This is a genomic window from Pseudomonas sp. ADAK2 TE3594, from assembly GCF_053628675.1.
The window spans coordinates 3,064,321-3,083,596 of record NZ_JBRJGV010000001.1 but is presented as its reverse complement, the minus strand read 5'-3'; the positions used below and the strand labels follow the sequence as shown (position 1 = coordinate 3,083,596).

At 59.3% G+C, this 19,276-nt stretch carries 18 protein-coding genes; 12 read left to right on the top strand and 6 right to left on the bottom strand.

Translation table 11 applies throughout. The features are described from left to right. Position 1: 1 nt before the first annotated feature. The 3 genes from AB7M22_RS13825 to AB7M22_RS13815 all read right to left on the bottom strand — a co-directional run bounded on the left by AB7M22_RS13825 (position 2) and on the right by AB7M22_RS13815 (position 3,301). On the bottom strand, positions 2 to 970 hold the full coding sequence (locus AB7M22_RS13825) for an ABC transporter substrate-binding protein (protein WP_454186721.1): 969 nt from the start codon (positions 968 to 970) through the stop codon (positions 2 to 4). Between the two features lie 127 nt (positions 971 to 1,097). After that, positions 1,098 to 2,696 (bottom strand): rhodanese homology domain-containing protein, encoded by a 1,599-nt coding sequence (locus tag AB7M22_RS13820; protein ID WP_454186720.1) that lies wholly within the window; start codon positions 2,694 to 2,696, stop codon positions 1,098 to 1,100. Further along, positions 2,693 to 3,301, bottom strand: a complete 609-nt coding sequence (locus AB7M22_RS13815) for a cysteine dioxygenase (protein WP_454186719.1) — start codon at positions 3,299 to 3,301, stop codon at positions 2,693 to 2,695. Before AB7M22_RS13815 ends, AB7M22_RS13820 begins: the two co-directional genes overlap by 4 nt. Before the next feature lie 230 nt (positions 3,302 to 3,531). On the opposite strand from AB7M22_RS13815, the gene AB7M22_RS13810 reads away from it, so the two are divergent. Beyond that, complete coding sequence (locus AB7M22_RS13810; RefSeq protein ID WP_454186718.1) at positions 3,532 to 4,437, top strand: LysR family transcriptional regulator; 906 nt, start codon at positions 3,532 to 3,534, stop codon at positions 4,435 to 4,437. 127 nt (positions 4,438 to 4,564) lie between these two features. After that, a complete protein-coding gene (locus AB7M22_RS13805) occupies positions 4,565 to 5,359 on the top strand; it encodes a class II aldolase/adducin family protein (RefSeq protein WP_454186717.1) in 795 nt (264 codons plus the stop codon). 211 nt (positions 5,360 to 5,570) lie between these two features. Here the strand turns inward: AB7M22_RS13805 and AB7M22_RS13800 are convergent, their stop codons facing one another. After that, positions 5,571 to 6,659, bottom strand: coding sequence for an LLM class flavin-dependent oxidoreductase (locus AB7M22_RS13800; RefSeq protein ID WP_454186716.1), 1,089 nt, complete (start codon positions 6,657 to 6,659; stop codon positions 5,571 to 5,573). A gap of 362 nt (positions 6,660 to 7,021) precedes the next feature. Between AB7M22_RS13800 and AB7M22_RS13795 the strand changes: the two genes are divergently transcribed. From AB7M22_RS13795 to AB7M22_RS13770, 6 genes are all read left to right on the top strand, one after another. Further along, entirely contained in the window at positions 7,022 to 7,894 is an 873-nt protein-coding gene (locus AB7M22_RS13795; RefSeq protein ID WP_454186715.1) for an ABC transporter permease, read from the top strand. A gap of 1 nt (position 7,895) precedes the next feature. Beyond that, positions 7,896 to 8,684, top strand: a complete 789-nt coding sequence (locus tag AB7M22_RS13790; protein WP_454186714.1) for an ABC transporter ATP-binding protein — start codon at positions 7,896 to 7,898, stop codon at positions 8,682 to 8,684. Between the two features lie 37 nt (positions 8,685 to 8,721). Continuing rightward, positions 8,722 to 9,747, top strand: a complete 1,026-nt coding sequence (locus AB7M22_RS13785; RefSeq protein WP_454186713.1) for an ABC transporter substrate-binding protein — start codon at positions 8,722 to 8,724, stop codon at positions 9,745 to 9,747. A 48-nt stretch (positions 9,748 to 9,795) separates the two neighbouring features. After that, positions 9,796 to 10,608, top strand: coding sequence for an energy transducer TonB (locus tag AB7M22_RS13780; protein WP_454186712.1), 813 nt, complete (start codon positions 9,796 to 9,798; stop codon positions 10,606 to 10,608). Positions 10,609 to 10,693: 85 nt separating this feature from the next. Further along, positions 10,694 to 11,416: a MotA/TolQ/ExbB proton channel family protein gene (locus AB7M22_RS13775; RefSeq protein ID WP_008006104.1), complete on the top strand. Its 723-nt coding sequence runs from the start codon at positions 10,694 to 10,696 to the stop codon at positions 11,414 to 11,416. Position 11,417: 1 nt separating this feature from the next. Continuing rightward, positions 11,418 to 11,819, top strand: a complete 402-nt coding sequence (locus AB7M22_RS13770; protein ID WP_007896211.1) for an ExbD/TolR family protein — start codon at positions 11,418 to 11,420, stop codon at positions 11,817 to 11,819. A 148-nt stretch (positions 11,820 to 11,967) separates the two neighbouring features. Here the strand turns inward: AB7M22_RS13770 and bamA are convergent, their stop codons facing one another. Beyond that, positions 11,968 to 14,334, bottom strand: coding sequence for an outer membrane protein assembly factor BamA (gene bamA, locus AB7M22_RS13765; protein WP_454186711.1), 2,367 nt, complete (start codon positions 14,332 to 14,334; stop codon positions 11,968 to 11,970). A 222-nt stretch (positions 14,335 to 14,556) separates the two neighbouring features. Here bamA and AB7M22_RS13760 point away from each other — a divergent pair, with 222 nt between their 5' ends. The 3 genes from AB7M22_RS13760 to AB7M22_RS13750 all read left to right on the top strand — a co-directional run bounded on the left by AB7M22_RS13760 (position 14,557) and on the right by AB7M22_RS13750 (position 17,059). Further along, the gene (locus AB7M22_RS13760) at positions 14,557 to 15,240 is read left to right on the top strand and encodes a response regulator (protein ID WP_454186710.1); all 684 of its coding nucleotides are present in this window, start codon (positions 14,557 to 14,559) and stop codon (positions 15,238 to 15,240) included. Continuing rightward, positions 15,237 to 16,502, top strand: coding sequence for an ATP-binding protein (locus AB7M22_RS13755; RefSeq protein WP_454186709.1), 1,266 nt, complete (start codon positions 15,237 to 15,239; stop codon positions 16,500 to 16,502). Before AB7M22_RS13760 ends, AB7M22_RS13755 begins: the two co-directional genes overlap by 4 nt. A gap of 107 nt (positions 16,503 to 16,609) precedes the next feature. Further along, positions 16,610 to 17,059, top strand: a complete 450-nt coding sequence (locus AB7M22_RS13750; RefSeq protein WP_454186708.1) for a hypothetical protein — start codon at positions 16,610 to 16,612, stop codon at positions 17,057 to 17,059. Between the two features lie 59 nt (positions 17,060 to 17,118). Here AB7M22_RS13750 and AB7M22_RS13745 read toward each other — a convergent pair whose 3' ends face one another. Then, the gene (locus AB7M22_RS13745) at positions 17,119 to 18,030 is read right to left on the bottom strand and encodes a LysR family transcriptional regulator (protein WP_454186707.1); all 912 of its coding nucleotides are present in this window, start codon (positions 18,028 to 18,030) and stop codon (positions 17,119 to 17,121) included. A 138-nt stretch (positions 18,031 to 18,168) separates the two neighbouring features. On the opposite strand from AB7M22_RS13745, the gene AB7M22_RS13740 reads away from it, so the two are divergent. Further along, complete coding sequence (locus AB7M22_RS13740) at positions 18,169 to 19,224, top strand: tartrate dehydrogenase (protein WP_454186706.1); 1,056 nt, start codon at positions 18,169 to 18,171, stop codon at positions 19,222 to 19,224. The last annotated feature ends 52 nt before the right edge of the window (positions 19,225 to 19,276 follow it).

Here is a 19,276-nt window from a genome sequence, read left to right as displayed (position 1 = left end):
TTTAGCGCGAAGCCTGGGTAAGTGGGGGACGTTTGGTGTTGAAGCTCTTGTCGAAGCCTTGGGAGACGTCGATGTGTCGGGTCAGCAAGCCTTCTTCCTGATAGATGTCGGCGGTGGCCTGCAAGCCGCTGACGACCGCGTCGTCAATCACCACCGGTTGCATGTGGGTCGCCTTGGCCACGGCCACATGCACCGCCAGGGGCAGGCCGGTGATTTTGGCCTGGGCGGCGGCGTACTCATTGGGGTGCTCGTTGCTCCAGCGATAGGCCCGGTCGACCCGGGCGACGAAGTCGTCCAGTTGCTGGCGCTTGTCGACGATGGCCTGGTCGGTGGCTGCGAGATAAAGGTGATTGCTCAGCAGGTTGCTGCCGCTGACCAGGATCCTGGCCTGACTCTGAGAGGTGACGACGGTGGTGTAGGGATCCCACGTGGACCAGGCATCCGCGGTGCCGTTATCCAGCACCAGTCTTGACTCGCTGGGCAGCAGGAAAACGAACTGCACATCCTGGGTACTCAGGCCGGCGTCGCGCAGGGCCTTGATGGCCAGGTAGTGCCCGATCGAGCCGCGCGTGGTGACGATGCGCTTGCCCTTGAGGCCTGAGACATCCTTGATCGGTGAATCCTTGGGCACAAGAATGGCAGTGGTATTGCGCCCCTCGGCATGAATGATGCTGACCACTTTGAGCGGCGCACCGGCGCCGAGGGCGAACACATAAGGCGCATCGCCCAGGGCGCCGATGTCCACCGCTCCAGCGTTCAACGCTTCACCTAACGGCGCGGCGGCGGGGAACTCGGAGAACTGGATCCGGTAGGGCACATTTTTCAGTTCACCGGAAACCTCCAGCAGTACCTTGATCGTGGACTTTTGATTGGCCACCAACAGCGGTTGCAGGTCGGCGGCGTTAGTGACGGCGCCAAAGGTGAGGGCGGTGGCGATCAGCAGATGTTTGAACGGCTGGGTGAAACTCATAATTGCATGCTCCAGGCGGGTCTTGATGCTTCTTGTCACCTCCGCCTGGAGAAAGGGGTCGGGCTGAATTCAACGTTGGGCGTATCAAACGGCGCTGCCCGGTATACGGTGCAGAAGCCTTAAGGGCTCAGATCACAAAAAAGCCATGGGTGGCGTCGCGGGCCAGTTGCGCCACCAATCCATATTCCCAGTCCAGATAGGCTTGCATTGCTTCGCGAGGACTGTCGGTGCCTTCATAGGGGCGGCGATAGCGATCAATGCGCGATGAAGCCAGATGAGTTTCACCGTCTTGCAGTGGCAGTTGCGCAGCGATCCAGCTGGCCGTGCCGCCCTTGAGCAGGAACACCGGCTTGCCGGTCAGGGCCTCGACATCAGCGACAGCCAGCCGTGCCAATTGGCTGCTGCCACAGGTCAGCACGTAGCGTTGTGCGGCCGGTACGTTGGCCAGGGCTTCGCGCAATTGCCCGCGCAGTGCCCACCATGCACCGGGGATATGGCGTTTGACGTAGTTGGCGCTGCTGGTGAAATCCAGCACCACACTGTCGCCATGGGTCAGCCATTCGGCCAGGGTTTCGGGGCTGATTTCCTCGGCTTGCCGCGGCGTGGGGACCGGCGCCTGCCAGGCACCTTTTTCGCTGAAATGCGCAGGCTGCACGTCATCCAGCACATGCACCTCCCACCCCAATTGCGAAAGCCAGGACGCCGACATGTTGGCCCTCACGCCATCGTCATCGACCAGCACCAGGCGCGCGCCGCGCACGCTGGCAAAGTGATCGGTTTCCTGCACCAGTTGGCCGCCCGGTGTCGAGCGGGACGAGGGCAGGTGGCCGGTTTCAAATTCCTCCGGGGTGCGGACGTCGAACAGATAGGTGCTGCGGGTTGCTTCTTGTTGCCAGCCTTGCAAGTCGGCCAGGGTTGCGCGACCGACCAGCGCTTTGTCGGCGACGCGACGGGCATCCTGGGCGGCGATGTGTCGGTGTTCTTCGCTGGTCGGCGCGAACCGGCGTGACTGGCCGTGTTGTAGTTTTTGACCGGCCAGGGTCCAGCCGATGGTGCCGTTGCGCAAGGCTGAAACCGGGTTGGCGATACCGGAATTGATCAACGACTGAGTGCCGATGATGCTGCGGGTGCGACCGGCGCAGTTGACGATGATCCGCGTTGCCGGGTCCGGCGCCAGTTCCCGAGCGCGCAAGACCAATTCGGCCCCGGGTACGCTGATCCCGGTGGGAATGCTCATGGTCTGGTATTCATCGAAACGCCGGGCGTCGAGCACCACCACATCGGCTTCGCTGTCGAGCAGTGCCTGCACTTCTTCCGCCGCCAGGGATGGCGTGTGACGCTGGCTCTCCACCAGTTCGCCAAAGGCTTTGCTCGGCACGTTGACGTCGATAAACAGCTCGCCACCGGCGCGGCGCCAACCGTCCAGGCCACCCTCCAGCAAGCCGACATTGATGTAGCCGAGCTCTTGCAAGCTCTGAGCGGCGATCTGTGCGAGACCTTCGCCGTTGTCGTAGATGGTCACCGGGGTATCCAGCCGCGGGATCCGCGAGTACACCTCCAGCTCAAGCCTGGACAGTGGAATGTTGGCGGCGAACAACGGGTGCGCCTCAGCGAAGGGCGCTTCTTCACGCACATCGACGAGGGCCAGTTCTTCTTTGTTCAACAGTGCCTTTCGAATCTCGGCGAAGGAGCGGATCAGCTCTTTTTTTACAGGGCTTGTACTCATAAGGCTTGGCTCTCTTTGGACAGATCCCAGATGTTGGGGAGAAAGGCGTTGGAATAACCGGAGATAAACAGTTTTTCGCTGCCGTCGGGCTGATACACCGCGCGGCGCACGGCGCCGATGTTGGCGCCATAGACATGGATGCTGATGGACACCTGATCATCAAAGGCATTGCTGACTTGATGAATGTCGCCAATCTTGGGCGACACCGCTTCGACCTGACCGGGTTGCAGCTGAATCCGGTTGCCCTCGGCCACCAGCGTGCCATCGGTGTGGCGGGCGAAACCTTGGGAATATTCGGCACCGCGCAACATGCCGATCAGGCCCCAGACCCGATGATCGTGGATTGGCGTGCGTTGCCCCGGCCCCCAGACAAAACTGACGACGCTGAAGCGCTGCCGTGAATCGGCATGCAACAGGTATTGTTGATAATGCTGCGGATCAGGGCGGGCAAAGTCTTCCGGCAGCCAGTCGTCGTGGCTGACCAGTTGGCTGAGCAACTTGCCACCGCGATGCAACAGGTCACCCTCGCGCGGGTGGCTGTCGATCAGTTCAGCCAGGGCGCCTATGAATGCTCTGAGTCTCTCTGGGTGTCGGGCCTGGGTCATGGCGATTCCATCGTTCGTTTCGAAGGTTGTTGTGATTATCTAAGCATAATGATTGTGCTTAATATGCTATTTTTTAATAATTAGGTTATAGCTGAAAGGAATTAAGAACTCGATTGAATAGCGTTAGACGTTATCGATAGGGGCAGGGGAGCGCTCCGGGCTATCCAGATTCAGGCAATAGAACTATGCTTTTCAGACATTTTATTGACTGTTCTCTATGTGCGGGCCAAATGAAAATTGATGATATCGATGCCTTCGTCGAAGTGATTCGTTGCCAGTCCATCAGCCATGCGGCCGAGTCGTTGCAGTTGACCCAACCGGCCATTACCCGGCGTGTGCAGAACTTCGAGCAAGCATTGGGCGTGGAGCTTTTCGACCGCAACACCAAGCCGCTCAAGCCCACGTTGATCGGCACGCGGGTGTACGAACAGTGCCGTTTGATCCTGCGGGAAATGGACGCATTGCGCGAACTGGTGGCCACCGACGCGCCGCCCACCGGGCTGTTGCGCCTGGGCGTTCCGCAAACCATAGGCGATGTGGTGCTGCTCGATGCCCTCAAGCACCTGCGCGTCGAATACCCCGAATTGCGCGCGCAGGTGGCAACAGGGTGGGGCAGTCAACTGGTCGGCAAGATCGAGCGCGGTGAACTGGATGCTGCGGCGGCGCTGTTCCCGGCGGGCAAGATTTTCCCGGACAACATCGTCGGTGAGTCCATCGGCAAGATGGAGCTGGTGGTGGTCTGCGCCAAGGCGCAAGTGTCCAAGCGTGCGTGCAAACTCGCCGACGTTTACCAGAGTGGCTGGATTCTCAACCCTGACGGCTGCGGTTTTCGCGCCGGGTTGCAACGAACCTTGTCTGACCAGGGGCTGGCTCTGAGGGTCAATCTGGAAACCTTCGGTACCGAGTTGCAGTTGGGCCTGGTCGCCGACGGGATGGGGCTCGGCCTGGTACCGCGTCCGTTGCTGGAGCGCAGTGCGCATTTCGATCAGTTGGCGGTGATGCCGCTCAAGGATTTCAAACCGCTGATGGACCTGTGGCTGATTTACCCGCACTTTCTCGGCAACCTGCAAGGGCCGGTCGATGCCTTTGGCAAACTGGTCGCTGGATCGTTGCAGAAGATCAAAAGCGCGGCGTGATCAGCGTGGAGGGCGGTTTATAATAAAAAAAAATAATAATTAGCTTAGATTAAAATGTGCTTTTTATTATTTTTTGACATCCCCTAGGCTGGCTGGAAATCCTTAAGGCCATCCAGGAAGTTTAGCCATGAGCAGCGTCAGCCCGTTATCCAGCGTCTCGAAAAATGTTCGCCAACGCGTCACTCCCGAAGAATGGGAAGTGCGGGTCAAACTGGCCGCAGCCTATCGGTTGGCGGCGTTGTTCAAGTGGACTGACCACATCTACACGCACTTTTCCGCGCGGGTGCCGGGGCCTGAGGAACATTTCCTGATCAATGCCTTCGGGTTGTTGTTCGATGAAATTACTGCGTCCAACCTGGTCAAGGTCGACATCGACGGCACTATCGTCGACGACCCGACCGGCCTGGGCATCAACTACGCCGGGTATGTGATCCACAGCGCCATTCACGGCGCGCGTCCCGACCTGCAAGCGGTCCTGCATACCCACACCCGCGACGGCATCGCGGTATCGGCGCAACGCGATGGGCTGTTGCCGATCTCGCAGCATTCCATCGGTTTTTCCGGGCGGGTGGCCTATCACGGTTACGAAGGCATCGCCCTGGACCTGGACGAGCGTGAACGACTGGTAGCGGACCTGGGGGACAAAAGCGTGCTGATCCTGCGCAACCACGGGCTGCTGACCGCCGGTGTCAGCGTTGAACACGCCTTCCAGCAACTGCACGGCCTGGAACGTGCCTGCAACATTCAGATCGCGGCGCAGGCCGGTGGCAATGCCGACTTGATCTTCCCGCCGGCCGAAGTGGTGGCCAAGGTCGAGAAGCAGGCCGAGGTATTCAAAAGTGGTGACGGGCCGGGTGTTGCGCGGCACTGGGATGCGCTGATTCGGCAGTTGGAGCGCAGTGATACCGATTACAAGAACTGAGCCAGATATCCCAGGTGAACACAGAGGTGATGTGTCAGACACCAAACTTGTGATCACTGCCGATCAATATGTAGGAGCAAAGCTTGCTCGCGAAGACGGCGGCACATTCAACAGAGATGTTGACTGACAGACCGTCTTCGCGAGCAAGCTTTGCTCCTACAGGGATTGGTGGTGAACACAATCCTTGCGAACACCCTACATGCTCAGTGCTTTACGCGACTTTTTCCGCCGCTTGCCGTTCACGTTCGGCCACCAGTTGACGGGTCAGCGGGATCAGGCGTTTGCCATAATCGATGGCGTCATCAAGTGGGTCAAAGCCGCGGATCAGGAACGTGGTGATGCCCAGGTCGTAGTAGTCGAGCAGGGCTTCGGCCACTTGTTCCGGGGTGCCGACCAGCGAGGTCGAATTGCCTTGTGCGCCGAGCAGGCCGGCGATCCCGGTCCACAGGCGCTTATCCAGACGCGAGCCCTGGGCTGCGGCCGCCAGCAAGCGCCGGGAGCCTTCGTTCGGTGGTTCGCGACGAACAAAACCGTTCTGTTCGGCCAATGCTGTGGCTTGTTGCAGGATGCGTTCGGCACGTTCCCAGGCTTGCGCTTCGGTGTCGGCCAGAATCGGTCGCAACGACAGGCTGAAGCGAATGCTGCGCCCATGTTTGGCCGCCTCGGCGCGCACCTGATTCACCACTTCGTGCACCTGTTCATAGGTTTCGCCCCACAGTGCGTAAACGTCCGCATGCTTGCCCGCCACCGCGATGGCCGCCGCCGATGAGCCACCAAAATACAGCGGTATGTGTGGCTGTTGTGGCGACTTCACTTGCGAGTGCGCACCCTCGACCTGGTAGTACTTGCCCTGATAGTCGAAGGGCTTTTCGTGGGTCCATTCCTGGCGTAGCACGTCGAGGTATTCATCGGTACGGGCGTAGCGCTCGTCTTTGCCGATGTAGCTTCCATCGGCGCGTAATTCGCGATCATCGCCGCCGGTGATGATATGCACGGCAGTGCGCCCACCATTGAACACGTCGAGGGTGGTGAACTGTCGTGCGGCCAGGGTAGGGGCGGCGAATCCCGGTCGATGGGCAATCAGGAACTTCAGCTTTTTCGTCACACTGGCGGCATGGGAGGCAATCAGCGTGCTGTCCGGACTGTTGGAGTGGAACGCCACCAGGGCGCGGTCGAAGCCGGCTTCCTCATGGGCGCGGGCGACGGTCTCCACATATTCGGGCTGCAACACCGGGCCGCTGCGCGGCTGGGTTTCCGAGGATTGGTGGCCACCGATGTAACCGATAAATTCGATGCTCATGCTGGGTTCCTTGTCTTTGGATAGGCGTGATTCAAGCCTCCACCGGGCAGGGGGTCGGTCTGTGACGTCGAAAGTAGGCGCCGCGGGGCAGGGCTGTGAAATGCCGTTTTGTTCTAAGTTAATTATTAATTAAATGAATCATGCAAAATTGCAGATATCAGCAATACGCATTTTAATCGGCGTCAGGAATGCATCCGCCACAGGACGTGCGTTGCAGGGTTTAATTATGCAAATAATTTATCTGGATTATTTTCTATCTGATTTTTAATCATATTAGGTTATTCCCAAAAAGAATTTCACTGGCGTTTTTTATGCGAATAGCATGAATCCGAAGCCATATTCTTGATGAGGAAGGAAGCCTGATGACCGAAAAGACCTTCGATACGCAGAGCACGAGTAGCTCGTTTTCCGTCAGCAAGGCTATTGAAAACCAGGGTGCGTCGAAGCTGATCCCCGGCTGGCTACACAACTGGCGAACTCCCGAAGTCTTTCTGCGCTTGCTCAGTCCGATTGCGTTGCTGCTCTTGTGGGAACTGGCGTCGCAGCTCGGCCTGATCCCACAACGGATCATCGCCGCACCCTCGCAAATCGGCGGCACCCTCTGGGCGATGATCGTCTCCGGGGAGCTGGGCAAGCATTTGCTGGTGTCGCTGCAGCGCGCGCTACTGGGCCTGAGTATCGGCGTCAGCGTCGGCGTCGTCGCGGCACTGATCACCGGTTTGTCCAAGCGCGGTGAGGTAATCCTCGATTCGCCGATGCAGATGTTGCGCACCATTCCTTCCCTGGCACTGGTGCCGTTGTTCATCCTCTGGTTCGGCATCGGCGAGTTCACCAAGATCGCGCTGATCGTCACCGGTACGACCTTCCCGGTGTACCTGAACCTGTTCGCCGGGATTCGCAACATCGACCCCAAATTGATCGAGGCCGCCAACACCCTGGGCCTGAATCGTCGCGAGTTGATCTGGCATGTGATCCTGCCGGGGTCATTGCCCTCATTCTTTGTTGGCTTGCGTTACTCGCTGGGGATTTCCTGGCTGGCCCTGGTGTTCGTCGAACAGATCAACACCACCGCCGGCATCGGTTTTCTGGCCAGTGATGCGCGGGACTTTATGCGCACCGACGTGATTGTTATCTGCCTGCTTATTTACAGCGTCCTCGGCTTATTGATCGACGGACTGATCCGCACGCTCGAGCGTTTTGCCCTGGCCTGGCGCCCTTCTTTTGTGAGGAACTGACATGTCGACTATCGCCGCAAAAAACCTGCAGTCGGAAGCACCGGTACAACTGCGTAATGTGGTGCGCCAATTCGGCCAGCAACGGGTCATCGATGGCCTGGACCTGGACATCGCACCGGGCGAATTCGTCGCGCTGCTCGGGGCCAGCGGTTCGGGCAAGACCACCTTGCTGCGCAGCCTGGCCGGCCTGGACAGTATCGACAGCGGTCAGCTGCTGGTGCCCAAGGCACGGGCCGCGGTATTTCAGGAGCCCCGATTGATGCCGTGGAAGCGCGCCTGGAAGAACGTGATTCTCGGTCTGCACACCCCGGACGCCAAGGCTCGTGCGGTGCAGGCGCTGACGGAAGTGGGCCTGGCCCATAGGCTTGAAGCTTACCCGGCCACGCTCTCCGGTGGCGAAGCGCAACGCGTGGCACTGGCCCGTGGGCTGGTGCGCGAGCCCAAGCTGTTGCTGCTCGACGAACCCTTCGCCGCGCTCGACGCACTGACCCGGATTCGCATGCATCGGCTGATCATCGAGTTGTGGCGCAAACACAACCCGGCGGTGCTGCTGGTCACCCATGACGTGGACGAAGCCATCCTGCTGGCCGACCGGGTGATCGTGCTGGCCAACGGCAAGATCGCCGAACAATTGTCGATCGATCTGCCGCGAGCTCGAGACACCGGTCAGGAGGGTTTTCAGGAAATCCGCGCGCGCTTGCTGAGTTTGTTGGGGGTTGAAGTGGAAACCGTTGCCGTGGCTGAACGTCAGCTCACGAACAGCACTGTCCGGCGTTTTGCCCATGGCTGACGCAGCTTCCAATTCATTGATACGGGAATGTTCTGTTATGCCGATCCTCGTTCGGAAATCTGCGTTGGTGTTGTTGTCCAGCGTCGCGTTGTTGCTCGGCGGTTGCGGTGACACGGTCGTGCCCCAATCTGCATTCGCTGCCAAGTCAGACTTGTCCGGTGTGAAGCTGATTCTGGGCGATCAAGCCAAGGGCTTGCGCACCGTGGTCGAGGCGGCGAATGCGTTGGAGGGCATCGACTACAAAGTTGAATGGGCGAACTTCCAGGGGGCCGCTCCCTTGTTCGAAGCCTTGCGCGCCGGTGCCGTCGATCTGGGGCCGGCCGGTGACACCCCGGTGCTTGCCGCCGCGACCGGGGGCACGCCACTGCGCATCGTCGCGGTACGGCGCAGTCAATCAAGGGGCATTGCGATCCTGGTTCCAGCCGATTCGGATATCCGCACCGTTGCCGATTTGAAAGGCCACAATGTCGTGGTGTCTTCGGCCCGCGGCAGCATTTCCCAATACCTGTTGATTCGCGCGCTGGCCAACGCGGGCGTTGATGAACAGGACGTCAAGGTCGGGTTCGTCCTGCCGACCGACGCTTTATCCGCATTCAATGCCGGCAAGATCGAAGCCTGGGCCACCTTCGGTATCTATCAGGCATTTGCCGAGCAGCAGGGCGCACGGGTATTGATCAGCGGCGAGGGGATCAACACCGGGCTGACCTTCATCACGGCTTCCGATGAAGTGCTCACCGACCCACTCAAGCGCAAAGCACTTAGCGACGTGTTGCAGCGTTTCGCCAAGGCCTTCGAATGGGCCCGGCAACACCCCGACGAATATGCGCGGGTGTTCGCCAAGGTCAACGATATTCCACTGGAAGTCTCGCAGCGACTACGCAGCTGGGGTGACGAAGCGCTGTTGCCGCTCGAACCACGGGATGTTCAGGCGCTACAGCAAGTCGATGACTTGTTCGTGGAAAAGAACATTTTCCCCCATCGTGTCGATGTGCAAAAGCTGACGGATGATCAAGTGTTTTCCCTGGTGCCTTTGACATTGACGCAATCGGAGCCGGCACGTTAGTCCGGGTCCAGGCGCGTGTTCAATTTGAATGTTTACAGGAGTCAATGAATGGGCAATGTCCAGAGCGCTGCAAGTGCCCTAGAGGTGTTTCGGCACCCGGCACCCGGTGGCGAGCTGCTCGACCTTGGCCGGGTTTTCCGCGAACCCCTGGCACTGTCGCGGCTGCACAGCACGCCCAAGCGTGTGTTGAGTCGTCGTGAAGGGGTCTTGCTGGGCGTGTTCGCGCTGGTGCTGCATGGCGCGGTGATTGTCTGGGTCAACCAGACACCGCCGCCGACATTGCCAGTGGTGCCACCGGAAATTCCGCCGATGACTATCGAGTTCTCGCAGCCGGCACCACCGGTGGTGGTGCCGCCACCGCCCGAGCCGATTCCCCTGCCCGTGGTCGAACCACCACCGCCGGTTGAAGATGAGCTGGCTGTGAAACCACCGCCACCCAAGCCCATTCCCAAACCAAAACCCGTGGTTAAACCGCTGCCTAAACCCGTGGCCAAGCCAGTAGAGCAAGCACCGGCGCCGCCCGCGCCGCCACAACCGGTCGCCACGCCTGCACCCCCAGCACCGCCTGCACCGAAACCGGTGACCCCGGCGTCGGCCAGCGCCGGTTACCTGAAGAACCCGGCGCCGGAATACCCCTCGCTGGCGATGCGTCGCGGCTGGGAAGGCACGGTGCTGCTGCGGGTGCATGTCCTGGCCAGCGGCAAACCCGGTGAAATCCAGATCCAGAAAAGCAGTGGCCGAGATCAACTCGATGACGCCGCACTGGCGGCGGTCAAGCGCTGGAGTTTCGTCCCGGCCAAGCAGGGCGATATTGCCCAGGACGGCTGGGTCAGCGTGCCCATCGACTTCAAAATCAAGTGACTCAACCCCATCGATAGAACCGCGGGCCACCTGACAAAAGGCGCATCGCTACAACCGATCCATAGCCTTGTTGGAGAGCCTGACCATGAACCTGATCGCATCCCCCTTCGAATCCATCGAACATACCGTCATCTGGCTGTTGATCCTCTTTTCCGTGGCCACCTGGGGCCTGGCCTTGCTCAAGGGCGTGCAGTTCACCCGGCTCAAGACGCAGGATCGAAAATTCCATAAACACTTTTGGGCGGCCTCCAGCCTCGACTCGGCAGCCGAACTTGCCCACAACCAACCCGGCGCGGCAGCCCGCGTCGCGCTGGCCGGTTATGCGGCGATTCAAGTCAGCGACAACCAGAACACCGATCTCAGTCAGTCGATCAACCATCAAGACCGCCTCGAACGCGCGCTGCGCCAGCAGATCGTGCGGGAACGTCGCTCGCTGGAAAGCGGCCTGGCGATCCTCGCCAGTATCGGCAGCACCTCGCCCTTTATCGGTCTTTTCGGCACTGTGTGGGGGATCATGTCGGCGTTGAAAGGCATCAGTGCAGCGGGCTCGGCGAGTCTGGAAACCGTGGCTGGGCCCATCGGTGCCGCACTCGTCGCTACCGGTGTCGGGATTGCCGTCGCGGTGCCCGCGGTGCTGGTCTACAACTACTTTTTGCGTCGCCTGAAGCTGACCGCCGCCGACCTCGACGACTTCGCCCACGACTTCTACAGCCTGGCGCAAAAAAACGCGTTCCGCGTGCTACTGCACCCGGTCCTGAGCAAATCAGGCGCGACCGTCGCCGGACAGCAAGTCAAGGAGGCCTCCTGAAATGGCCTTCTCCACACAAGACAGCGATGAAGTGCTCAGCGAGATCAACGTTACGCCACTGGTGGACGTGATGCTGGTGCTGCTGGTGGTGTTTATCGTCACCGCGCCACTGCTGACCAACGCAATCCCGATCAACCTGCCGAAGACCGAGTCGGTGGCACCGGTGGAACAGAAAGACCCGCTGGTGGTGAGCATCGATGATAAGGGTAAGGTGTTTATCAACAAGGACGAGATCCAGGCGGATCTGCTCGAGTTCAACCTGCAGGCGGCCAAGGCGAAAAACCCCGATGTGCGCGTGCAGCTGCAGGCGGACAACGGGGTGAATTATGGCGAAGTAGCGCGGGCGATGGCCTCGATCGAGCGGGCGGGGATTACCAGGCTGTCGGTGATTACGGCGAAATAGGATTCGGGTTTATTGCATTGGATGGGGGGCGGTGAATTATGGGGGAGGCCGCGTTTGGCGAGCGATCTCCGCTAGCGCATGGAACCCCGACGGCCATACCGCAACTGCATGGGTTGAGGCGCATTCACCCATGCCTGCATTGCTCAGCTCAAAACGTCTGCCCCAAGGAAAACTGAAACACCTGTGTATCAGCATTTTCGGGTGTGCGCACCGGGAATGCCACGTTAGCGCTCAATGGCCCCAACGGGCTATACCAGGTAACCCCAACCCCTACCGAACTGGCCATCTGGTCGAGGTCGACCCCGTCGCAACCCTGGGTGGTGCTAAGGTGGCATTTGTTGGAGTAGACGCTGCCAACGTCCCAGAACACCGAAGTGCGCACCGATTTGTTGTCTTTGATGAAGGGCATCGGAAACAGGTATTCAACGCCGCCGGTGATGAGGATGTTGCCGCCCAGCGAATCGGTGTCCCGGTCGGAATAATACGCCTGCCCGGCGCTGGCATAGGTGCCAGTGGCCGGCGTGTTGCGTGGGCCGAGGGTGCCGCTTTCGAAGCCGCGCACCGAACCTTCGCCTCCGGCGGTGTAGTTTTCATAGAACGGCAGGCCGTCTGTCGAGCCGTAGCTGTTGCCGTAGCCGAGCTTGGTATGGAACCGCAGCGAGGTGGCGTCGGTGACCGGGAAGAAGGCTTGCCCGGTGTAGTCGAGCTTGTAGAAATTCAGGTCGCTGCCGGGCACTGTCATCATCAGGTTCAGGTTTTGCGAATGGCCGCGGGTGGCCAGTACGCTGCGGTTCAGGGTCGACTCCGACCAACCGAGGTTAGCCTTGAGGTTGTTGAATTCTTTGCCTTCACGTTCGATGAAGTCATAGATCTCATCGGCGCTGTAGGTGCCTGGTTCGATGCTGTCATGTTGCACCGTCACGCCGAAGCTCAGCCGTGAGGTTTCATTGATCGGGTAGCCGACTGTTGTTCCGGCACCATAACTATTGATGGAATAGTACGAATAGTCGTCATCGTAATATTCGTTGTAGTCAGTGGCGTTGTAGAACAGGTTGTAGCCCAGGCTCACCCCGTCCGGCGTGAAGTAGGGGTCGGTGAAGCCGACGTTGTACTTGCTTTGGTAAGACGAGCGAGTCAGGCCCAGGCTGGCATAGTTGCCGGTGCCGAGAAAGTTGTTCTGGGTGATCGAACCGCCGAGGATAAGACCGGAGCTCTGGGAGAAACCGACGCTGGCAGTGATCGAGCCGGACGCCTGCTCTTCAACGCTGTAGTTCACGTCTACCTGATCATCCACACCCGCTACCGCTGGGGTTTCGACGTTGACTTCCTTGAAAAAGCCCAGACGCTCCAAACGGGTCTTGGACTGGTCGATCAGGTAGGTCGAAGCCCAGCCACCTTCCATCTGACGCATCTCACGGCGCAGTACTTTGTCGTCGGTCTTGGTGTTGCCCCAGTAGTTGATGCGGTTCACGTAGGCACGCTTGCCCGGATCGACAGCGAACGTGATGTCGACCGTGTGGTCGTCATTGTGCGGGGTCGGCACGCCGTTGACGTTGGCGAAGGTGTAACCCTCGTTGCCCAAGCGACGGGTGATCAGTTCGGACGTGGTGGTCATCAGCTTGCGCGAGAACTCCTGGCCTTTCTGAACCAGCAGCAGGGACTTGACCTGGTCTTCAGGCACTTTCAGGTCGCCGCTGAGCTTGACGTCACGAACGGTGTACTTCTCGCCTTCGTTGATGTTGACGGTGATATAGACGTGTTTCTTGTCCGGGGTGATCGACACCTGGGTCGACGTGATATCCATATTGATATAGCCGCGATCCAGATAGTAGGAACGCAGACGCTCCAGGTCACCGGAGAGTTTTTCACGGGCGTACTTGTCATCGTTCTTGAAGAACGACAGCCAGTTGCTGGTCTTGAGGGTGAATTGATCGGTCAATTGCTCTTCGGTGAAGACGGTATTGCCCACCACGTTGATGTGCTGGATGGCCGCAACGGTGCCTTCGTTGATGTTGACCTTCAGGCCCACACGGTTACGCGGCTGCGGCGCCACTTCGGTATCGACGGTAGCCGAATAGCGGCCCTGAGCGACGTATTGACGCTGCAGCTCGTTACGCACACCTTCGAGGGTGGCGCGCTGGAAGATCTCGCCTTCGGCCAGACCGGATTGTTTGAGGCCCTTCATCAGGTCTTCAGTGGAGATCGCCTTGTTGCCTTCGATCTCGATACTGGCGATCGAAGGACGCTCGACCACCGTGATGACCAGGACATTACCCTCGTGCCCCAGTTGGATATCCTGAAAGAAACCGGTCTTGAACAGCGCGCGGGTGGACTCCACCAAGCGGCGCTCATCCGCGTCATCACCGACGTTCAACGGCAAGGCACCGAACACACTCCCAGCGGAAACCCGCTGAAGGCCGTTGATGCGAATATCGGAAATTTTGAAGCCTTGAGCATGCACAAGTGTGGCGTTGAGTAGCAGTGCAGCCGAGCAGAGCAGGCGCGAAAAATTCATCAAGATCTTATCCAGAACACATCGACAAGCAGCGTAGGCGGGCGCGGATATCTCGCAGCAAGACGAGTCCGCTGAGCGAGCAGGCTGGTGGAGGTGAAGCATAAAAGCTCGGTGCGTTTGGTGCGGTTAACCAAGTGTCAAGTTAGGTAAAGGTTGACCCGGGGCGATGACGGTGCGCAGTGCAATGGCGATAATGCGCGGACACACACTCAAGAGCTCCCCATGATCTCCGTATTGCTAGTCGACGACGACCAGGAACTGACTGGAATGCTCAGCCAATACCTGGAGCGTGAAGGCTTTGAGGCGACTGCGGTGCACACGGGCGAGGAGGGCGAGGTTCAAGCGCTTTCCGGGCGCTACAGCATTGTGGTGCTTGACGTGATGCTGCCGCGGCTGTCGGGTATCGAGGTGCTCAGGCGCATTCGGGCTGCGAGCCAGGTGCCGGTCGTGTTGCTGACCGCCCGAGGCGACAACATAGACAAGATCACCGGCCTGGAACTGGGCGCCGATGACTATGTGCCCAAGCCCAGCTCGCCGGGGGAATTGGTGGCGCGTTTGCGGGCAATCATGCGCCGGACGCAGCCGGCGGATCAGCCAACCACCGAAGTGATCAGGACCGGCCCGCTGGTTTTGTGGCCCGGCAAGCGCCAGGCCCTCTGGCTGGGGCGCGACCCGGGGTTGACCAGTACCGAGTTCAGCTTGCTCGAAGAGCTGGCCCGTTGTGCCGGGCAGGTGGTGAGCAAACAGGATCTGTCGCTCAATGCCTTGGGGTGTCCGTTGACCCGCTACGACCGGCGCATCGACGTGCACATCAGCAGCATTCGCCAGAAGCTGGGCCCGCGCCCCGACACCAAGGCCTGGATTCAGAGCGTGCGTGGCCTCGGTTACTTGTTGATCGCCGAATGACCAAGCCCAGCCGGCTGTTCTGGAAGCTGTTCCTGGCGTTTTGGCTGGCCACCAGCCTGACGTTTCTGGTCGGGCTGGGCATTCTGGTGCTGGGCAGTTTCGGGCCGGGAGACCCTCATCTGGAGGCTATCCTGGCCAGCGAAGAACAGCTGCTGCGACAGTTTGGTGCCGAGTCCGGCCGGCAGTTGCTGACGGTGTGGGAGCATCCGGATGACCAGACCATTGGCGTGTATGACAGTGCAGGTCAACTGCTGGCGGGATCGCCGGTTCCGCATCCGGCTTATGAGCGATCGGTCATCAGCAAGGACGGTGCCACGCTGTCGCTCAGGTCTTCACAGTCCCCTGGCAAAGAAGGTGATAGAGGAGGGCCAGGGCGCTCGATTCCGCTGATCATCGGCACGGTGATGAGTGCGCTGTTCAGTGGGTATCTGGCGTACTACCTGGCATGGCCGTTGGCCTATCTTCGGCGAGCAATGAGCGACGTGGCCCAGGGGCGCTTCGAAACCCGGGTCAAGCCGATGATGGGTGGGCGCCGCGATGAAATCGTCGATCTGGCCGAGGACTGCGACCGAATGGCCAACCAGCTGAAACTGCTGGTGGAGGCCCAGCAACACCTGTTGCACGACATCTCTCACGAACTGCGCTCACCGTTGACGCGCATGCAAGCGGCCATCGGGCTGTTGCAGCAAGATCCGGCACGCCAGGAAATGGTGGAGCGCATCCAGCGCGAATCGGTGCGTATGGATACGCTGATCGAGGCGTTGTTGACCCTGGCGCGCATGCAGGGTCGGCCCGAGAGTATCGAGCGCGAGCCAATCGATATCGTCGAGTTGCTGTCGGTGATCGTCGAGGACGCTCAATTCGAGGCGCAAATGAAAGGTTGTCGGGTAAGCCTGCAGGCGAGCCCGGCCTTTGTCAGTCGTGTCAGCGGCGAACTGCTGTATCGGTGTTTCGAGAACGTCATTCGAAACGCGGTGCGCTATACCAAGCCGAACACGGCTGTTGTTGTAGTGGCTGAGGTCAATCCCGATGCAGACTACCTGACGGTGCAGATTACCGATCGGGGGCCGGGTGTTGAAAACGAGCGACTGCAGGACATTTTCCACCCGTTCGAGCGCGGCCTGAACGAGGCCAGTGCCGGTTTCGGGCTGGGCCTGGCGATTGCTTCAAGGGCTGTGGAAATACACGGCGGCACGATCATGGCGCGCAACGAGCCATCCGGTGGGTTGATGGTGGAAATCAGCTTGCCCCATCGGGCGTGATCTTTACACGATATTACATTGGCTTGACGGCTCTGTACGCCCCGTCTCAGTAGACTTCCCGCTCAAACTTACTCAGCGTTTGCTGGTGTTTTAGAGTGGAGGTGGTCATGTTTCTGGTTCATAAAAAGGGTTTCGTTCCCGGCAAGAAAATGGTTGACGGGCTTGTGCCCTATGACTTCTTTTGCGAAGACAATCCGGCCATCAATCTGTTTGTATTCACTGGCTCCACAGCCCAAGGCAAAGCGGTTGAGGAACAGACACTCTGGGGCTTTACCCGTCTGGAGCGCTTTGAGGCACTCACCGGCACCCTCGTGTCGAACAAGAAGAATGAGGGCTGGTTTCAAACGGTCAATGTACTCACTGGCCCTGCCCAGAACGGTACTCAGAGCGTGAAGTTTCAGCGGGTGCTGAAAATCATCAAGCATTGCGGCGCATCGGGCCGTGTCGCCAGCAAGGTCGACTACGAGATCCAGACAGATGAAGGCGATACCTACTTCACCCGCCGCCTTGTTACATCCGACAGTGCGCAAACCATCATCTATGCGGCGGATCAATAACGGTCATTTCGACGACGCTCAGACGTCGGCGAGCTGTCAGGTCCAATGCGATGCATAGACTATTGCGCTTCATCCAGGTGATCGATGTGCTTGAAGCGCTCGACCAGGAAGTCGATCAGGCAGCGCACGCGTGCCGACAGGTGCAGCTGTTGCGGGTACACGGCGTAGACATCTGCACGGGTCGGTGTCTGGTCCTCCAGGACCAGGCGCAAGCGGCCACTGCGCACGTAACGGGCGATGTCCCATTCGGCGCGAAGCAGAATTCCGTAGCCTTCCAGCGCCCAATTCAAGGCCACTTCACCGTCGTTGCAGCCTAAGGCGCCGCGTACTTTGATGTTTTGTGTGCGCCCTCCGTGGGCAAAACTCCACACGCCGTACGGCGTTTCGTTTTGCCGCAGGAAGATGCAGTTGTGTTGCTGTAAATCCGTCAGGCGCAGGGGTACGCCATGCTTTTCCAGGTACAGCGGCGAGGCACATAACAAACGGCGATTGGAGGCAATCTTTCGTGCGTGAAAAGTGGCGTCCGGCAGCGTGCCGAAACGGATGCCCAGATCAAACCCGTGAGTCGCCAGATCCAGCGGGTGGTCGCTGATCTCCAGCTGAATTTCCACCTCAGGGTAGAGGGCGAAGAACGCGGCCAATGCCGGGCCGATGTAACGACGACCGAACCCCAGCGAAGCGTTGACGCGAATCAAACCCTTGGGGGTTGCGCGGCTGTTGCTGATCAGCTGCTCAACCTCATCGATCTGCGTCAGGATGCGCGCGGCGTGGGAGAAATACAGCTCACCTTCCGAGGTCAGGCTCATCGACCGCGTGGTGCGGTTGACCAGGCGTATGCCAAGCCGGGCCTCCAGTGCGCTCAAGCGTTTGCTCACCGCCGGCGGCGTAACACCCAGCTCGCGTGCGGTCGCTGCCAGGCTTCCCTTGTTGGCCAACAGGTAGAAAAAAGACAAATCCAGTGTCTGGCTCATTCGTAACTCAAAGTTATGGATGTAGTGATTTGGAGTAACTCACACCTCTTTGTTCACTACATATACTCCGTTCACACACCGCTTGGACAGTCCGGTCCGACGGAAACAACAAGAACGTAACGAGAGTGGAGTTGACCAATGAGCGCATACAAAATTGCTGCGGTACCCGGTGATGGTATTGGTGTGGAAGTGATCGCTGCTGGCGTCGAGGTGCTGCAAGCCCTGTCGAAAAAATCCGGTTTTGAGCTGGATTTCAAACACTTCGATTGGAACTCCGATAACTACCTGAAAAACGGCTACTACATCCCGGAGGGTGGCCTGGAAGAACTGAAAACCTTCGACGCCATTTTCTTCGGTGCTGTCGGTGCGCTCAACGTACCGGATCACATTTCGCTGTGGGGCCTGCGCCTGCCGATCTGCCAGGGCTTTGACCAATACGCCAACGTGCGCCCGGCTCGCGTGTTGCCGGGGGTAAAAAGCCCGCTGCTCAATGGTGATCAAATCGATTGGGTGGTGGTGCGTGAAAACTCCGAGGGCGAGTACTCCGGCAACGGCGGTCGTGTCCATCGGGGGCTGCCTGAAGAAGTCGCCACCGAAGTGTCGGTGTTCACCCGTGTCGGGGTAGAGCGCATTCATCGCTTTGCTTTCGAACTGGCACAAAGCCGTCCGCGCAAACACCTGACCATGGTCACCAAATCCAACGCTCAGCGTCATGGCATGGTGCTGTGGGATGAGATTTTCTACGAGGTCGCCAAGGATTTTCCGGATGTGAAGATCGACAAGGAACTGGTCGATGCCGTGACCACGCGCATGGTGCTCAAGCCGTCGACGCTGGATGTGATCGTCGCCACTAACCTGCACGCCGACATCCTGTCCGATCTGGCCGCGGCCCTGTCGGGCAGCCTGGGCATTGCGCCGACCGCCAACTTGAACCCCTCGCGCAAATTTCCGTCGATGTTCGAACCCATCCATGGCTCGGCCTTCGACATCACCGGCAAAGGTGTTGCCAACCCGATCGCGACGTTCTGGACGGCCGCCATGATGCTCGAACATCTCGGCGAAGCGGCTGCGGCGAAACAGCTGATGTCGGCCATCGAAGCCGTGACCGAAAGCGGTTTGCATACCCCTGATCTGGGCGGAAAGGCCACCACCCGGCAGGTCACCGATGCCGTGATCGAGTTGATCAATCGCTGATGTTTTTCGCTGATTCAAAGTAGTACTGCGGCACAACACCAAGGGGCTGATC

Bases quoted from the DNA above. Each gene is read 5' to 3' on its own strand.
- AB7M22_RS13745 (WP_454186707.1), bottom strand. From the start codon at position 18,030: ATGAGCCAGACACTGGATTTGTCTTTTTTCTACCTGTTGGCCAACAAG.
- bamA (WP_454186711.1), bottom strand. From the start codon at position 14,334: ATGAATTTTTCGCGCCTGCTCTGCTCGGCTGCACTGCTACTCAACGCC.
- AB7M22_RS13760 (WP_454186710.1), top strand. From the start codon at position 14,557: ATGATCTCCGTATTGCTAGTCGACGACGACCAGGAACTGACTGGAATG.
- AB7M22_RS13810 (WP_454186718.1), top strand. From the start codon at position 3,532: ATGAAAATTGATGATATCGATGCCTTCGTCGAAGTGATTCGTTGCCAG.
- AB7M22_RS13775 (WP_008006104.1), top strand. From the start codon at position 10,694: ATGAACCTGATCGCATCCCCCTTCGAATCCATCGAACATACCGTCATC.
- AB7M22_RS13815 (WP_454186719.1), bottom strand. From the start codon at position 3,301: ATGACCCAGGCCCGACACCCAGAGAGACTCAGAGCATTCATAGGCGCC.
- AB7M22_RS13785 (WP_454186713.1), top strand. From the start codon at position 8,722: ATGCCGATCCTCGTTCGGAAATCTGCGTTGGTGTTGTTGTCCAGCGTC.
- AB7M22_RS13740 (WP_454186706.1), top strand. From the start codon at position 18,169: ATGAGCGCATACAAAATTGCTGCGGTACCCGGTGATGGTATTGGTGTG.
- AB7M22_RS13750 (WP_454186708.1), top strand. From the start codon at position 16,610: ATGTTTCTGGTTCATAAAAAGGGTTTCGTTCCCGGCAAGAAAATGGTT.
- AB7M22_RS13755 (WP_454186709.1), top strand. From the start codon at position 15,237: ATGACCAAGCCCAGCCGGCTGTTCTGGAAGCTGTTCCTGGCGTTTTGG.
- AB7M22_RS13825 (WP_454186721.1), bottom strand. From the start codon at position 970: ATGAGTTTCACCCAGCCGTTCAAACATCTGCTGATCGCCACCGCCCTC.
- AB7M22_RS13795 (WP_454186715.1), top strand. From the start codon at position 7,022: ATGACCGAAAAGACCTTCGATACGCAGAGCACGAGTAGCTCGTTTTCC.
- AB7M22_RS13790 (WP_454186714.1), top strand. From the start codon at position 7,896: ATGTCGACTATCGCCGCAAAAAACCTGCAGTCGGAAGCACCGGTACAA.
- AB7M22_RS13800 (WP_454186716.1), bottom strand. From the start codon at position 6,659: ATGAGCATCGAATTTATCGGTTACATCGGTGGCCACCAATCCTCGGAA.
- AB7M22_RS13820 (WP_454186720.1), bottom strand. From the start codon at position 2,696: ATGAGTACAAGCCCTGTAAAAAAAGAGCTGATCCGCTCCTTCGCCGAG.
- AB7M22_RS13770 (WP_007896211.1), top strand. From the start codon at position 11,418: ATGGCCTTCTCCACACAAGACAGCGATGAAGTGCTCAGCGAGATCAAC.
- AB7M22_RS13780 (WP_454186712.1), top strand. From the start codon at position 9,796: ATGGGCAATGTCCAGAGCGCTGCAAGTGCCCTAGAGGTGTTTCGGCAC.
- AB7M22_RS13805 (WP_454186717.1), top strand. From the start codon at position 4,565: ATGAGCAGCGTCAGCCCGTTATCCAGCGTCTCGAAAAATGTTCGCCAA.